Below are 15,186 nucleotides of genomic sequence, written 5' to 3' on the forward strand. Positions count from 1 at the left end.
GAAAACACAACCCGCTACGGGGGAGACTTACCCGAAATCTGATTTATTCAACAAAGCCCGGCTGTTCATCAGAATCAGCCAGCTTATTCGTAACTTTTTTATAATCTTTAAAGGTGAGATACCCCTGCTGGCCGCAAAAGATAAGCAGCACAAACATAAAACAAGGCGTTATCCACCGTGACAGAAATGAGAACCTCATTTTTTATCCGGCCTGTAGCAAAGCAAAAATAAGCAGCGTCATACTGCGCCAATATGGAGGAAAATAGTAATAAGCTGTTGCAAAAGCGACCACCGACTTCGCCACTAACTTTCATAAAGAAAAATATTGACCGTATAAAATCCAGATGTTAGGCATGGCCTGGTGGATATTTTTACCCTGTTTGCAAATTGACCACCCCAGGGCATTACCGTACTTTCTGGTGCTGTTGCTATTCCTAATCAGAGACGGTAAGTCGTTATGTATCAGAGCCACTTTAATTTTAAAAATCCGCCATTCAGGACAATCACCCGTTTATCCGGTGATTTTCTGGTGCCTTATCATCAGGACGTGTTCAACCTGCTGAAAGAGAAAACCCAACTGGCGGGAATTATCGGGCTGTTTTGCGACGACGCGCCGCTTCTGAGCCAGTTCATTGACGCGCTGAAAGCCAGCAACAACACCGTTCTTGCCATCAACGCGTTTCCCAAACTGAGTGCCAGTAGCCTGCTGTACAAACTCAACCCGGGAACGAAAGCGATTAAAGATCGCATGCAGGCGGTGGATGCCGTCGTGCGCCAGTGGCAGGAGGGGAAAGCGAAATCCAGAGTGCTGACGATTGCCCATGCCGAAGCCATGAAAGAGAGCTGCCGTGAAGTATTGGGCACGCTGCTCACGCGCGCCCAGGAGCTGAACTTCCGGCTCTCCGTGGTCCTCACGGGCACGGCGGATCAGGCAATCCTGCTCGGGCAACCTGAACTGCGCGAATATACGCACACGCATCATCTCCTGCGCCCCCTGACCTGCCGCGAATACCTGAGCTATGTTCAGGCCCAGTGCGAAGAGCACGGCTGTGAAAATTCACCGTTAACGCCAGCCCGCGTGCGCAAAATGCACACGCTGACCAAGGGCAACATCAGCAAACTGAACGCGCTGGCGCACCTGTCAATGCTCGCCGCCTGGACAGAACGCGCGGCGCAGGTCAGCCCACGACATTTACTTCTGGCGGCGGGAGAGATCCAGCCCGCCAAAAAACACGGTAAGCGCCTGGCAACCGTGGGGCTGTTTGCGTCCGTGCTGTTTGCCGCCTGCGGCTGGTATTTGACCTCGTCCATCAGCGCGCGTCTTCCGATCCAACTGCCGGTGCCGGTCAGCTGGAAACAGCAGGCGCCAAAAGCCGACGCGCCCGTGGTGCCGGTTATCGACAACGAAATGGTTAATCAGCCGGATGCGATGCACCAGCTTTATCTGATGTGGGGGTATGACGCCTCGGCGGAAGATGCGCTTTGTGAGAACGCCGCGAAGGTGAACCTGATGTGTAAACAGGGGAACACATCGCCGGATACGCTGGCGAAAGAGGGTTATCCGTGGGTAAGTGAACTCAAAACGGGCGGGCATCTTAACTATGCGGTGGTCGCCCGCGTTGGCGACACCTCGATTGACCTGTTGATGAATAACCGCACCTGGCAGGTGAGCCGCAGCTGGTTTAACCGCCATGCGACCGGCAACTTCACCCAGTTGCACCGTCTGACGCCGGAAGGTAAGGACGCGATCGGCGCGGCCAGCGACAGTAAAGACATGGCCTGGCTGGATCGGCAATTAAGCCTGGCGCTGAGCCAGCCCGAAACCCATGCCCGGATCTGGACCGCAGAGATGATGAAACGCACCCGCGAGTTCCAGCAAAAAATAAATCTGCCCGTGGATGGCATCCCTGGAGAAGATACGCTGATGCAGTTAATGCGCGTCACCAACAGTACGCCAAGCGTACTGATCCAGGCCAGCCAGACGAAAACGGACGCGAAAACGCAGGAGAAGAAAGCCTAATGTCAACCATCTGTCTTGCGGCCCAGCGCAGCTACACCACCGGGGAAGCGGTCTGGTTTTCGTACCGCCTTCCCAGCCTGAAAACCGTGTTCGGCAACAGCCTGTTATGGATGGTTGGGCTTTGCGCCATGCTGGTTGCCGGCCTGTATGCGCATATCTACTGGAACCTGCGCCATCCGGCCCCTGAACCGGTAAAAGCCAGCGTTGCGAAACCGGAAACGCAGCTTTCCGATATGCATTACGTGTACGTGAGTAAACCGTTCCCGCATCCACATCCCGCCCCCGCGCCGATGCATGTTGATGTTCCACCGATGCAGGATCTGCCTATTAACAGCGATGATGCCGACTGGCAGCAGGCGCCCGACGGTGCAGTGCCGCACGACACCTCGCGGGATACCTTACCGGGAACCGAGGCGCACGAGCAGGATATGCCTTCCGCCAGCGCTGACCATAATGACCGTGATAACGCGTCATTAACGGAATTATTTAAGCAGGCGTTAAAAGAACAGGAACGAGATTATTCGCAAGGCAAAATTCCCGCGCCGCCGGTTGACGAAACGCAGGATAATTCTCAGGCCAGCTTAAAAAATTATGGACATAGCCGTTCTCCCTTAAGTATTAAAGAAGAACGGCTGGAGCAGGATTAGTATTTTTCAGGAAGCGTGGTGAGGTTAAGCAGTCGCCCTTTTTCGACCACAATATATTGACCTTTTTTAAGGTCGGAGAGAATTTTGATAATGGTACTACGCGCCAGGTTAGTGTATTCCTGAATGTAATCGTAAACGTTAATATCACGTTGCTGATGAACAATCAGATCATTAATCTCGTACAAAAATTCGCGAACAACGGAATAAGCACTGCGGGCAACCAGAACATCATCACGCTTGCTCAGCATGCAAATATACCAGGACAGGACTTTGGTCAGTTCTGGCCATAAGTTTTTTTCGGTCATCAGCTGGGCGAAGTCCTCCTTCCTGACTGAGCGAACAATAGTATTCGCCCTTACAAGGCCGTACATGTGGGTGGCGTTGTAATACATAGATGAGAGGCCAAAGATGCAATGTCCGGTCACGGTAAACATGCACAGTTCGTCAGATTCACGTCGAAATTCCACTTCGCCGCTGACGATAATATGAATATACCCGGTATCAGCAGTGGAGATTTTTTGCCATTTCTTTAATGTTTTTTCTTCAAAGACTGAAGTTGCTGAAATGATTTTTTCCATTTCATGATGCGGACGTAATTTTTTTGCATAGATGCTTAACATTGTTATACCCGATTTAAGATATGATTATAAAAAAACATGGCCACGGCATGGGCGCCGAACCATAAAGCCCTTCCTGGTGGAAATTTAAAAACAAGCAAAAAAAGTAAAGCTTTTAATTTATTTGCCAGAATACTTAGCAAGCTATGTGTCTATCTTAAATCCGGATAATTTTAAGTCAATTTACTAAAAGTTAATTGATTTTGTACTTAAGATTAATCTCATAGAAAATCAGACAAAAATACTCTCTATGAGGTATATAAATGGCTCAACCTTGCCCGTATTTCTCTAAAAGTGCTTCGGCAATGGCCATCGTTTCCACATCTGCTATGCCGTTCCATAATTGCGGACGAAAATGCATCTGGAAGACCATAATGATGCGTTGCTGCTGTACTGGCGTAGCGTCCTCGGGGACTTCGTAGCCGTAGCGCGACAGCAAATCGAGCAGGACAGCCGTATCGACCTGCTGATAACGTGGTCGTCCGTTGATAAAGAAGTTTACGCGTGCCGGATCGGGCCATGCGCCTATGCCCTGTTGCGCCAGTTCATGCCACGGGAACAACGGGCCAGGATCGTCTTTACGCTGCGGGGCAATATCCGAATGCGCCACCACGTTCTGCGGCTTGATGTCGTAACGGGCGATGATGTCTCTGGCGAGTGGGATCAGCGCCGCAATTTGCGTTGGTTCAAAGGGGGCGAAGGTTTTTACGCCATGCGTTTTCCGCCAGCCGCGATTTTCCAGCTCAATGCCAACGGACGTATCATTTATACGGTTAGTGCCACGCCAGAAGCTGATGCCTGCATGCCAGGCCAGTTCGCTCTCCGGCACCAGTTGCCAGATACGGGGTTTGCCGTCCGGTGCGGGGGGATTGGCGGGGATAAGATAATGTGAACTGACGTTTTTATCGGTTAACGTCGCAAGCGACGTGTCAAAATCATCTGCGGTGTAGTGGATCACCAGCACCTTTATACGCGGGTAGGCCGCCTGCGCCTGATGGCGCGTATCCAGTTCGTACGCGCCTTTATCAACAATGCCTTTTTCCTGGGCACATCCTGCCAGCAGCAATGCCAGCAGGAGGGTTGAGAGCGAACGCTTCATCGACGGGTTTTCACCGCCGTGCCGCTTACGCTCACCATCAGCATGCTGGCATCTTTCCCGACCGTTTCGTAGTCAATATCTATGCCCACCACCGCATCCGCACCCAGTGCTTTGGCCTGCTCGCCCAGCTCTTTAAACGCAATTTCGCGGGCCTTACGCAGCTCTTTTTCGTACGCGCCGGAACGTCCGCCGACGATGTCCCGAATACCGGCAAAGAAGTCGCGGAAGATATTGGCGCCCAGAATCGCTTCGCCGGTCACCACGCCGCAATACTCGGTAATCGGTTGTCCTTCCAGGGTTGGCGTTGTTGAAAACTGCATACTTTCTCTCCTTCTTTAGCGTTCAATGCGTTAGCAACAGCATTATCGGTTCGTTACGCTATGATTGAAAGGATAGTTAATAAATAAGGAAATCAACATGCGCTACTCTGCTTTAACGCTTTTAGTGCCATGCGCGCTGGTGCTCAGCGCCTGCACAACGCCGGTCACGCCAGCCTTTAAGGATATCGGAACCCGCAGCGGCCCTTGTATCGAGGGCGGCCCGGACGCCGTGGCGCAACAATTTTATGATTACCGTATTCAGCATCGCGGGAATGACATAACTGCCCTGCGCCCGTACCTGAGCGATAATCTGGCGAAACTGCTGAGCGATGCCACCCGCGATCCGCAGCATAACGCGCTGCTGTCATCCGATCCGTTCTCCAGCCGCGCCACGCTGCCGGACAGCGCTGAGGTCGCCAGCGCGTCCACCATTCCGAATACCGACGCACGCAATATTCCCCTGCGCGTGAAGGTGACCCAGGGGACGCAAACCTGGCAGGATGAGGTGCTGATGATTCGTGAAGGCCAGTGCTGGGCAGTCGACGATGTGCGCTACCTCGGTGGCAGCGTTCATGCCCCGGCTGGCACCCTTCGCCAGTCGATTGAGAACCGCTAAGGCATCCGTTAAATAAACGTTAACCCCGTAAAATGTCCGGCATTTCATGCGGAATGCCGACATTTATACTCGCCCCCCTTCCTCTTCACTATTTTGTGCTATGTTTAAGAGGAAACACGGGTTATATTTAACTTTTAACGCAGAAATATTGCATAACTATTCTGTCAACGGTACTATCTGCGGCCTCAATTGCTATAGATTGCCTGGATGAGTAAAGACTGCCCCGATGAGTATTAAACTAAACGGCATTAACTGCTTCTACGGCGCACACCAGGCGCTGTTCGACATTACGCTGAGTTGCCCGGAGGGCGAAACGCTGGTTTTGCTCGGCCCAAGTGGCGCGGGAAAAAGCTCCCTTCTGCGTGTTCTTAATCTGCTTGAAATGCCCCGTTCGGGGACGCTGGCCATCGCCGGTAACCATTTTGACTTCGCGAAAACCCCGTCTGATAAAGCGATTCGTGAACTGCGTCAAAACGTGGGCATGGTCTTTCAGCAATATAATCTCTGGCCGCATCTGACGGTGGTGCAAAACCTGATTGAAGCGCCGTGCCGCGTGCTCGGTTTAAGCAAAGACCAGGCAATGGCGCGAGCGGAAAAGCTGCTGGAACGTCTGCGTCTGAAGCCGTACAGCGATCGTTATCCTTTACATCTCTCTGGCGGTCAGCAACAGCGTGTGGCCATCGCCCGTGCGCTGATGATGGAGCCAGCGGTGCTGCTGTTTGATGAGCCAACCGCGGCGCTGGACCCGGAAATTACTGCCCAGATCGTGAGTATCATTCGTGAGCTGGCGGAAACCAACATTACCCAGGTCATCGTGACCCACGAAGTGGAAGTGGCGCGCAAAACCGCCAGCCACGTGGTTTACATGGAAAACGGGTATATCGTTGAGCAGGGTGATGCGAGCTGCTTCACCAACCCGCAAACCGATGCCTTCAAAAACTACTTATCTCACTGATGTGTTAGGGAAATTATAATGAAAAAAGTATTGATTGCCGCGCTGCTTGCTAGCGTCAGCCTTTCCGCTACCGCAGCCCAGACCATCCGTTTCGCCACTGAAGCGTCTTACCCTCCGTTTGAATCCATTGATGCGAACAACAAGATTGTTGGCTTCGACGTGGACCTGGCAAATGCCCTGTGTAAAGAGATCGACGCGACCTGTACCTTCAGCAACCAGGCGTTCGACAGCCTGATCCCAAGCCTGAAGTTCCGCCGTATCGATGCCGTGATCGCCGGGATGGACATCACTCCGGAGCGTGAGAAGCAGGTTCTGTTCACCACCCCTTACTATGACAACTCGGCGCTGTTCATTGGTCAGAAAGGTAAATATGCCTCCGTTGACCTGCTGAAAGGCAAGAAAGTCGGCGTGCAGAACGGCACCACGCACCAGAAATTCATTATGGATAAGCATCCGGAAATCACTACTGTGCCGTATGACAGCTACCAGAATGCGAAGCTGGACCTGCAAAACGGTCGTATCGATGCGGTGTTCGGGGACACGGCTGTCGTGACTGAATGGCTGAAAGCGAACGACAAGCTGGCCGCCGTGGGTGACAAGGTGACCGATAAAGACTACTTCGGTACAGGTCTGGGTATTGCCGTGCGTCAGGGCAACACCGAGTTGCAGCAGAAATTCAACGCTGCGCTGGAAAAAGTGAAGAAAGACGGCACCTACGAAACCATCTACAAAAAATGGTTCCAGAAGTAATTCCTGATGAATGAAATTTTTCCTTTAGCAAGCGCCGCCGGGATGACCGTCGGCCTTGCCGTTTGTGCACTGATTATCGGCCTGGTACTGGCGATGTTCTTTGCGGTGTGGGAGTCCGTTAAGTGGCGCCCTGTCGCATGGCTCGGTTCAGCGCTGGTGACTGTGCTGCGTGGGCTGCCGGAAATTCTGGTGGTCCTGTTTATCTATTTCGGTTCCTCACAGCTGCTGTTAACGCTGTCGGACGGCTTCACCCTTAATCTCGGCTTTGTGCAGATCCCGGTGCAGATGCAGATCGAGAACTTCGACGTCAGCCCGTTCCTGTGCGGCGTGATTGCGCTCTCCCTGCTCTATTCGGCCTATGCGTCACAAACGCTGCGCGGCGCTCTGAAAGCGGTGCCGCAGGGTCAGTGGGAATCCGGCCAGGCGTTGGGCTTGTCGAAAGCGGCGATCTTCTTCCGGCTGGTCATGCCGCAGATGTGGCGTCATGCCCTGCCAGGGCTGGGTAATCAGTGGCTGGTACTGTTGAAAGATACCGCGCTGGTGAGCCTGATCAGCGTGAACGATTTAATGCTGCAAACCAAAAGTATCGCCACCCGTACGCAGGAGCCTTTTACCTGGTACATCGTCGCGGCGGCTATCTACCTGGTGATCACGTTGCTGAGCCAGTACGTTCTGAAGCGTATTGATCTGCGCGCAACGCGTTTTGAACGGAGACCAGGCTGATGCTGGATTATTTACCCGAACTGATGAAAGGGCTGCACACCAGCCTGACGCTGACCGTCGCGTCTATCATCGTGGCGCTGATCCTGGCGCTGATCTTCACCATCGTCCTGACGCTGAAAACGCCGGTACTGGTGTGGATTGTACGTGGCTACATTACGCTCTTTACCGGTACGCCACTGCTGGTGCAGATCTTCCTGATTTACTACGGCCCGGGGCAGTTCCCGTCGCTACAGGAATATCCGGTTATCTGGCACCTGCTCTCTGAGCCATGGCTCTGCGCCCTGATTGCCCTCTCCCTGAACAGCGCGGCTTACACCACGCAGCTGTTTTACGGTGCGATCCGCGCGATCCCGGAAGGCCAGTGGCAGTCCTGCGGGGCGCTGGGCATGAGCAAGAAAGACACGCTGGCGATCCTGCTGCCCTACGCCTTTAAGCGCGCGCTCTCTTCCTATTCCAACGAAGTCGTTCTGGTGTTCAAAAGCACCTCGCTGGCCTACACCATCACCCTGATGGAAGTGATGGGCCACGGACAGCTGCTGTATGGACGCACCTACGACGTGATGGTGTTCGGTGCGGCGGGTCTGGTCTATCTGGTGGTTAACGGCCTGCTGACGCTGATGATGCGCCTGATCGAGCGTAAAGCGTTGGCGTTCGAGCGCAGAAATTAATCAGCCTAATGCATAAATCTGTTTTTACAGTGCGGGTAACCTGATGGGTTATCCGCATTTTTTTATGCTTTAAATAATATTTAATCATATTTATTGCATATAAATTCATTGAATGGCATTGTACATCCATGCCGCAGACACGGCGCATAATGACAAGACAGACGGGAGCATTACAATGAAAAAGTTAGTTCTGGCCGCATTACTCGCAACCTTCGCCGCTGGCGCATCCGCCGAAGATAAAATCAGTTTCGGCGTTTCTGCCACCTATCCGCCGTTTGAATCGCTGGATGCCAGCAACCAGATCGTGGGTTTTGATATCGACCTGGCGAAAGCGCTGTGCAAACAGATGCAGGCCGACTGCACCTTTACTAACCACGCGTTTGACAGCCTGATCCCGTCTCTGAAATTCAAAAAATATGACGCGGTGATCTCCGGCATGGACATTACGCCAGAGCGCAGCAAGCAGGTCGCGTTCACCGATCCGTACTACGCCAACTCGGCGGTGGTGATTGCGAAGAAAGGCGCTTATACCTCTTTCGATCAGCTGAAAGGCAAACGCATCGGCATGGAAAACGGCACCACGCACCAGAAATATCTCCAGGACAAACATCCTGAAGTGAAAACCGTGGCCTATGACAGCTACCAGAACGCAATTATCGACCTGAAAAATGGCCGTATCGATGGCGTATTTGGCGACACCGCGGTCGTGAATGAGTGGCTGAAAACCAACCCGCAGCTGGGTACAGCGACGGAGAAAGTGACCGATCCGCAGTACTTCGGCACTGGCCTCGGCATTGCCGTGCGTCCGGATAACAAGGCCCTGCTGGAAAAACTGAACGGCGCGCTGAAAGCGATCAAAGCGGACGGCACATACCAGAAAATCAGCGAGCAGTGGTTCCCGCAGTAATCTCTTTTTGTCGGGTGGCCTGGCCTGCGGGGGTGGTCTGTAGGCCGGGAAAGCGCAGCGCCACCCGGCAATTTCTCACAACGGCACAAAGAACCTGAACCGCGCCCCGCTCACGGACTCCATCAGCCTGATCCCGCCGCCGTGCAGCTCCAGCATTCTTTTCACGATCAACAGCCCTAACCCGCCCCGGTGCTCCCGCGCGGCCTGCGGATTTAACGCCGACGGTCGCTGGAACAGCTCGTCCCGTAACGCGCCGTCAACACCCGTTCCACTGTCAGCCACTTCAACCTGCAACCGGTCGTTCTCCTGCCACACCGCCAGACGGATGTCTCCGCCTGCTGGCGTATGGCGTATCGCGTTATCCAGCAGATTCGTCACCACCCGTTCAATCATGGAAACATCGGCGAAAACCTGCGGCAGCGGACCCGGCACGTCAATGTGCAGGTTTAACTCCCGCGTGCGGGCGGTGAGTTCAAACTTCTGTGCCACGTCGGAAATCAGTTCGGCCATGGCAAAACGCTCGCGCTGGGGTTTGATGCCGCCGTGCTCAAGACGCGCCAGCTCGAACAGCTGCTGCGACAGATGGCGCACCTTCTGCCCCTGACGCAGTGCGGTAGCGAGGTACTGCTGGTGCTCCTGCGGCGACAGCGTTGCAGATTTCAGCGACAGGGTTTCCAGATAACCCAGCAGTGAGGTCAGCGGGGTGCGTAAGTCATGCGAAATATTGGCGATAAACTCCCGGCGCTGGCGATCGCTGTCGGCCAGCCGATCCCACTGGGAGGTGATTTTGCGCGCCAGCTCAATAAAGGTGTTGCGCAGGATCGCCACTTCATCCTGACCGGCAGGCTCGAGCGGCTGGGCCGCCAGCTGCTTAATTGCGCTGATGCTGTCCTGCTCCAGCCCGGCCACGTTCAGCGTGAGCTGTTTAACCGGGCGCGTCACCCAGTACCAGAGCAGCAGCCCCGCCAGCAGACCAAACAGCGCCACCAGCAGCATCGACCACAGCGCCGTACTCCAGAGCGCCTTGTGCCAGGCCATCTCCGCCAGCGCGTTGGACTCCTCTCCCTGCAAAATAATATACAAATACCCCTTCAGCTCACCGTCCTGCCGCAGCGGGGTGGCGCTGAACACTTTCTTATTCTGGCTTCGGGGGTCGTCGCCAAACACCGGCATCACCGTCCCGCTCAGGAAACTCTGTATCGGCGCGAGGTCAATTTTTTGCCGCTGAATGTGTCCCGGCGGGGCGGCATCGGCCAGGATATCGCCATCTGGCGAGACAACATACAGTTCGACGCTCGGATTAAAGGTCATCAGCCGGTCGAACAGCGGTTTTAAGGCACTGCGATCCACCCTGCCCTGCGCATCCAGAATCGCTTCCCGCTGCACAATCTGCTGCGCCAGCCCGCCGGAGAGCCGCTGTACCATCGCGTTGCCGTACTGCATGCTGCTGTAGAGCTGCACCGCACAGGCGACGCTCGCGCAGAGCAACAATAACACCGTAAACAGCAGCGTCAGGCGCTGGCTCAGGCTAAAGCGCCGCATCATGATTCAGCTCCGCGAATTTGTAGCCTTTGCCCCAGACGGTACGCACGATCTCCGGTTCGGCGGCATCTCTCTCAATTTTGATCCGCAGGCGGTTAATGTGGGTGTTGACGGTGTGTTCGTAGCCTTCGTGCTGATACCCCCACACCTGCTCCAGCAGCGCCAGCCGCGAAAACACTTCACCAGGATGGCGGGCAAAGAAGTAAAGCAGTTCAAATTCACGCGGAGTGAGATCGACGTGTTGACCATTGAGACGCACGGTGCGCGCCAGCGGGTCGATAGTCAGGCCGTGCGCCTCAATAATGCCATCCGTCTGCGCCTGGCCCATCGCCTGCTGACGGCGGAACAGCGCCTTAATGCGGGCAATCAACTCCTGCACCGAGAAAGGTTTTGCCAGATAATCATCCGCCCCGGTCTCCAGACCGGTAATACGGTCAGTTTCACTGCTGCGGGCGCTAATAATGATAATGGGCAGGTAGCGGGTCATCTGGCGGATACGGCGACAAATCTCCAGACCATCAACATTCGGTAGCATCAGATCGAGGATCACCGCATCCCACGGCTGTTTTTCCAGAAGCGGTAATGCCTTTCCCCCGTCCGGCTCGTGGGTAATGGCGTAGCCTTCGTCTTCTAAGTTGAGGCGCAGGAGCGCCGCGATATCGTGGTCGTCTTCCACCAGCAGGATCTGCTTCATGGGTAAGCCTTTATTTGTTTCTCATGGCTTAAGCTTACCTGATTTCGAGCGGGGGAAGAGTTCACATTTTGTTGAACATTGTGCGGGGTTTATGCCGGGTGGCGGCTACGCCTTACCCGGCCTGCGCTTTGGTTAACAACGTCAACACTTCATAATGCGCGGTATGCGGGAACATGTCGAACAGCTGAACGCGTTCAATGCGGTAGCCCGGCAGGCTGGCGATGTCTTTCGCCATGGTCTGGGCGTTACAGCTGGAGTAGACGATGTACTCCGGCGCCATCTGGCTCAGGTAGTCGCAGAGCGCCTGGCCGATGCCCCGGCGCGGCGGATTCACCAGCACCAGTTCCGGCACGTTGCCCTGCCCGGTGGCGAACTGCGTGGAATCCAGCGCCTGGAAGTGCAGATTCGTTAACCCCAGCTCCGCGGCGGACTGCTTCGCGCAGGCGATAGCCTCGGCAGAAATCTCAATGCCGGTGAGCTGCATGTCTGGCGTGGCGCAGTGCAGGCCGAAGCCGCCGACGCCGCAGAACAGATCCCACATATGATGGACACGTAACGCGCGCACCCAGTCGCGCGCGGTGGCGTACAGCGCACTGGCGACGGTCGGGTTAGTCTGGAAGAAGCTTTGCGGACGGATCCACAGCGGCACGCCGTTGAAGTTCTCCGCCAGCGCATGCTGGTCAGTGAAGAAAATCTCTTGCTCCCCTTCCATGATAGCCATATGCACCGGCTGAATATTTGCGGTAATCACCTTGAGCTGCGGAAGCTGTTCCTGCAACCCCGGCAGCGCCGCGCGCAGTTGCTCCAGCTTGGTTTCCGAACGCAGCACAAAGCGCAACATCATTCCGCCGTCGATCTGGCTTTCGGTCAGCAGAAGGTACTTCAGCTCGCCGCGCCTGCGGGCAACGTTATAGGGCGTTAACCCCGCGCGGGCGATAAACGGTTTCAGCGCGCTAAACACCGGCTCAAACGAGGCGGGATACAGCGGGCAGTCGGTGAGATCTTCCGGCGTGCCGTCGCGGTGCAGCATCCCCAGCAGCGGCTTTTCAACGCTGCCGCTGACCACCATTTTGGCTTTATTGCGAAAGCCCTGCTCCGGGCCGCTGACGGGTGCGCACCACTCGCCCACCGCATGTGCTGCCAGCAGCTGTTGCAGGTCGACCATTTTGGCGGTGAGTTGTTGAGGGACCGGCTGTTCTATCCACTGACAGGATCGGCAGCGTCCGGCGTCATAGAGTGCGCACTGCATATGAAAACCTTAAGGATCACGAGGGCTGCGATTATACACATTATTGCAGGCGGAAGAACCGCCGGCTCGAGGCTGGTACAAATAGCAGGAACAGGACCAGCATATCCGGCAGTTTTTGCATCACCAGTGAATGGAAAATCTCACGTCGTGACTCACCGGGTATGCTGAACAGTTCCGGATAGCCATAGCCCAGCGAGGCGGCCCACAGATAGCTGGCGGCGGTGATCTGCGTCAGCAGATAGACCCAGCGCGCCCAGTTACGCCCTTTCACCAGCGAGAACGCGCAGTAGATCTCAATAAACACCAGCATCAGGCTGCTGAGAAACACCAGCGTCAGATTCCAGGTCTGCGCGCTGCGGTGAATAAATTCCCCCATTCCGCGCGGCCCCAGCGTGTTCATTATCATCAGCACATCCAGGCAGCGGATCATAATAATGGCGAGCGCCGCCACCTGCACCAGCGCAGGGACGTTCGGACGAGCGTGCGAATGACGTGTTTTTTGTAAGAATCCCACTGTTTTTACTTCCCTGAAAAACAGTGCCGCGTCATACGCGGCACATCACTGGAAATAGTAATTCCTTCAGCCGCGTCTTGCACGCTGGATATCGCGCACTCGCTGTTTTTCCGCGCGCGCCATCAAATACCAGGCGATAAATCCGACAATTCCGACCACGCCAAGAATGATGGAGGCCAGGGCGTTGATCTCCGGGTTCACCCCCATCCGCACGCTGGAGAAGACCAGCATGGGCAGCGTCGTCGCGCCCGGCCCCGACACAAAGCTGGCAATAACCAGATCGTCGAGCGAGAGCGTGAACGCCAGCAGCCAGCCGGAGATCACTGCGGGCATAATCATCGGCAGCGTGATGATGAAAAAGACCTTCAGCGGCGTTGCGCCGAGATCCATCGCCGCCTCTTCAATAGAGCGATCCAGCTCGCGCAGCCGCGAGGAGATCACCACCGCCACGTACGCGGTACAGAAGGTCACGTGCGCCAGCCAGATGGTGAGCATCCCGCGATCCGCCGGCCAGCCAATGGCGTGCGCCAGCGCAACAAACAGCAGCAGCAGCGACAGGCCGGTGATCACGTCCGGCATCACCAGCGGGGCGGTGATCATAAACGCAAAACCATTTGCGCCGCGGAAACGGCCAAAGCGCACCATCACCAGCGCGGCGATCGTGCCCAGTACGCAGGCCATCGTCGCCGCCAGCGCTGCAATGGTCAGGCTCAGCCCCACCGCGCTCATCATCGCATCATCGTGGAACAACTCGCTGTACCAGCGCGTCGACCAGCCCGCCCAGACGGTCACCAGCTTAGAGCTGTTGAATGAGTAGATCACCAGCATCAGCATCGGCGCATACAGGAAGGTAAAGCCGATAACGAGGATCGCAATGCGCCACGGGGAGCGTACTACCGGTAAGTTGTTCATCCGTGGTCTCCCATCTGTTTCTGCTGGTGTTTGTGGAACCACATGATCGGCACGATCAGCAGCAGTAACATCACGATCGCCACCGCCGAGGCCACCGGCCAGTCGCGGTTATTGAAGAACTCCTGCCACAGCACGCGGCCAATCATGATGCTGTCCGGGCCGCCGAGCAGTTCCGGGATCACAAACTCCCCGACCGCCGGGATAAACACCAGCATCGACCCGGCAATGATCCCGCCCTTGGTCAGCGGCACAATGACGCTAAAAAAGGTTTTCAGCGGACGTGCGCCGAGATCCAGCGAGGCTTCCACCAGCGAGTAATCGATCCGCGTCAGCGCCGTATAGATCGGCAGCACCATAAACGGCAGATAGGCATAGACAATCCCGATATACACCGCAAGGTTGGTGTGCAGGATGGTCAGCGGCTGGTCGATCACCCCCAGCCACAGCAGGAAGTTATTCAGTATGCCGTTATTTTTCAGGATCCCCATCCACGCGTACACGCGGATCAGGAACGACGTCCACGACGGTAGAATGACCAGCAACAGTAAAATATTTCGCGTCGACGGCTTACTGTGCGCCACCGCCCACGCCAGCGGGTAGCCCATCAGCAAACAGCAGATCGTTGAAATAGCTGCAACCTGTAACGACTGCAAATAGGCTTCGAAATAGAGCGGATCGTCGGTCAGTTGCAGGAAGTTACCGAGGTTTAAGGTCAGCGTCAGCTGGCCGTCAGCCCACTCCCACAGGTCGGTATACGGTGGGATTGCCCGCGCCATCTCCGCCAGGCTGATCTTAAAGACGATCAGGAACGGCAGCAGAAACAGCAGGATCAGCCAGATATAGGGCATGGCGATGACCAGCTTGCGGCCATGCGCCATCTGCATGCGCGCCAGCCAGGGCGCGAAACCGCCCGGTTTTTTGACGCGGGCTGGAGGTTCAAGTGTGCTCATGAC

18 protein-coding genes and 1 pseudogene are annotated in these 15,186 nt (G+C 55.4%); 9 read left to right on the forward strand and 10 right to left on the reverse strand.

What is annotated here, in order from left to right; translation table 11 throughout:
- Positions 1-58: 58 nt before the first annotated feature.
- Positions 59-157, reverse strand: a pseudogene (locus ACOTX7_RS04630) (type II secretion system protein GspC); the annotation flags it as partial.
- 300 nt (positions 158-457) lie between these two features.
- Here ACOTX7_RS04630 and ACOTX7_RS04635 point away from each other — a divergent pair.
- A complete protein-coding gene (locus tag ACOTX7_RS04635) occupies positions 458-2,020 on the forward strand; it encodes a peptidoglycan-binding domain-containing protein (protein ID WP_221813545.1) in 1,563 nt (520 codons plus the stop codon).
- Positions 2,020-2,667 (forward strand): hypothetical protein, encoded by a 648-nt coding sequence (locus tag ACOTX7_RS04640; protein ID WP_006809436.1) that lies wholly within the window; start codon positions 2,020-2,022, stop codon positions 2,665-2,667. Before ACOTX7_RS04635 ends, ACOTX7_RS04640 begins: the two co-directional genes overlap by 1 nt.
- Here the strand turns inward: ACOTX7_RS04640 and ACOTX7_RS04645 are convergent.
- The 3 genes from ACOTX7_RS04645 to ACOTX7_RS04655 form a co-directional block, all read right to left on the reverse strand.
- Entirely contained in the window at positions 2,664-3,287 is a 624-nt protein-coding gene (locus tag ACOTX7_RS04645; RefSeq protein ID WP_000949155.1) for a helix-turn-helix domain-containing protein, read from the reverse strand. The genes ACOTX7_RS04640 and ACOTX7_RS04645 overlap by 4 nt on opposite strands.
- Before the next feature lie 265 nt (positions 3,288-3,552).
- A complete protein-coding gene (locus ACOTX7_RS04650; protein ID WP_221813546.1) occupies positions 3,553-4,383 on the reverse strand; it encodes an N-acetylmuramoyl-L-alanine amidase in 831 nt (276 codons plus the stop codon).
- Complete coding sequence (locus ACOTX7_RS04655) at positions 4,380-4,703, reverse strand: heavy metal-binding domain-containing protein (RefSeq protein ID WP_006174327.1); 324 nt, start codon at positions 4,701-4,703, stop codon at positions 4,380-4,382. Before ACOTX7_RS04655 ends, ACOTX7_RS04650 begins: the two co-directional genes overlap by 4 nt.
- 97 nt (positions 4,704-4,800) lie before the next feature.
- Here ACOTX7_RS04655 and ACOTX7_RS04660 point away from each other — a divergent pair, with 97 nt between their 5' ends.
- The 6 genes from ACOTX7_RS04660 (at position 4,801) to artJ (ending at position 9,322) form a co-directional block, all read left to right on the forward strand.
- Complete coding sequence (locus tag ACOTX7_RS04660; protein ID WP_421626053.1) at positions 4,801-5,319, forward strand: lipoprotein; 519 nt, start codon at positions 4,801-4,803, stop codon at positions 5,317-5,319.
- A 226-nt stretch (positions 5,320-5,545) separates the two neighbouring features.
- Positions 5,546-6,274 carry an arginine ABC transporter ATP-binding protein ArtP gene (gene artP, locus ACOTX7_RS04665; RefSeq protein ID WP_047637462.1) on the forward strand — a complete coding sequence of 243 codons (729 nt, stop codon included), beginning with the start codon at positions 5,546-5,548 and terminating at the stop codon, positions 6,272-6,274.
- An 18-nt stretch (positions 6,275-6,292) separates the two neighbouring features.
- The gene (gene artI / locus ACOTX7_RS04670) at positions 6,293-7,024 is read left to right on the forward strand and encodes an arginine ABC transporter substrate-binding protein ArtI (protein WP_421626054.1); all 732 of its coding nucleotides are present in this window, start codon (positions 6,293-6,295) and stop codon (positions 7,022-7,024) included.
- Positions 7,025-7,030: 6 nt separating this feature from the next.
- Entirely contained in the window at positions 7,031-7,747 is a 717-nt protein-coding gene (artQ, locus tag ACOTX7_RS04675) for an arginine ABC transporter permease ArtQ (protein ID WP_047354335.1), read from the forward strand.
- The gene (gene artM, locus ACOTX7_RS04680) at positions 7,747-8,415 is read left to right on the forward strand and encodes an arginine ABC transporter permease ArtM (protein ID WP_003858369.1); all 669 of its coding nucleotides are present in this window, start codon (positions 7,747-7,749) and stop codon (positions 8,413-8,415) included. The genes artQ and artM overlap by 1 nt, the downstream gene beginning before the upstream one ends.
- Before the next feature lie 175 nt (positions 8,416-8,590).
- A complete protein-coding gene (artJ, locus tag ACOTX7_RS04685) occupies positions 8,591-9,322 on the forward strand; it encodes an arginine ABC transporter substrate-binding protein ArtJ (protein WP_221257148.1) in 732 nt (243 codons plus the stop codon).
- Positions 9,323-9,397: 75 nt separating this feature from the next.
- Here artJ and ACOTX7_RS04690 read toward each other — a convergent pair whose 3' ends face one another.
- Positions 9,398-10,867, reverse strand: a complete 1,470-nt coding sequence (locus ACOTX7_RS04690) for a sensor histidine kinase (protein WP_047354334.1) — start codon at positions 10,865-10,867, stop codon at positions 9,398-9,400.
- A complete protein-coding gene (locus ACOTX7_RS04695; RefSeq protein WP_221257147.1) occupies positions 10,851-11,558 on the reverse strand; it encodes a response regulator transcription factor in 708 nt (235 codons plus the stop codon). The genes ACOTX7_RS04690 and ACOTX7_RS04695 overlap by 17 nt, the downstream gene beginning before the upstream one ends.
- Here ACOTX7_RS04695 and ACOTX7_RS04700 point away from each other — a divergent pair.
- The gene (locus ACOTX7_RS04700; RefSeq protein ID WP_006809444.1) at positions 11,557-11,694 is read left to right on the forward strand and encodes a hypothetical protein; all 138 of its coding nucleotides are present in this window, start codon (positions 11,557-11,559) and stop codon (positions 11,692-11,694) included. The two genes, ACOTX7_RS04695 and ACOTX7_RS04700, sit on opposite strands and share 2 nt — an antisense overlap.
- Here ACOTX7_RS04700 and rlmC read toward each other — a convergent pair.
- Genes rlmC through potH form a run of 4 tightly spaced genes read right to left on the reverse strand, consistent with a single transcriptional unit; the run spans position 11,671 to position 15,183 of the window.
- Positions 11,671-12,807, reverse strand: coding sequence for a 23S rRNA (uracil(747)-C(5))-methyltransferase RlmC (gene rlmC / locus ACOTX7_RS04705; RefSeq protein ID WP_221813547.1), 1,137 nt, complete (start codon positions 12,805-12,807; stop codon positions 11,671-11,673). The genes ACOTX7_RS04700 and rlmC overlap by 24 nt on opposite strands.
- 40 nt (positions 12,808-12,847) lie before the next feature.
- Complete coding sequence (locus ACOTX7_RS04710; RefSeq protein ID WP_221257223.1) at positions 12,848-13,345, reverse strand: YbjO family protein; 498 nt, start codon at positions 13,343-13,345, stop codon at positions 12,848-12,850.
- A 42-nt stretch (positions 13,346-13,387) separates the two neighbouring features.
- Entirely contained in the window at positions 13,388-14,233 is an 846-nt protein-coding gene (gene potI / locus ACOTX7_RS04715; protein ID WP_006809447.1) for a putrescine ABC transporter permease PotI, read from the reverse strand.
- Positions 14,230-15,183, reverse strand: coding sequence for a putrescine ABC transporter permease PotH (potH, locus tag ACOTX7_RS04720; RefSeq protein ID WP_205921172.1), 954 nt, complete (start codon positions 15,181-15,183; stop codon positions 14,230-14,232). Before potH ends, potI begins: the two co-directional genes overlap by 4 nt.
- Positions 15,184-15,186 lie beyond the last annotated feature (3 nt).

The sequence above is a fragment of the Enterobacter cloacae complex sp. IR5418 genome, assembly GCF_049238105.1.
In the GTDB taxonomy this organism is placed as follows: domain Bacteria; phylum Pseudomonadota; class Gammaproteobacteria; order Enterobacterales; family Enterobacteriaceae; genus Enterobacter; species Enterobacter hormaechei.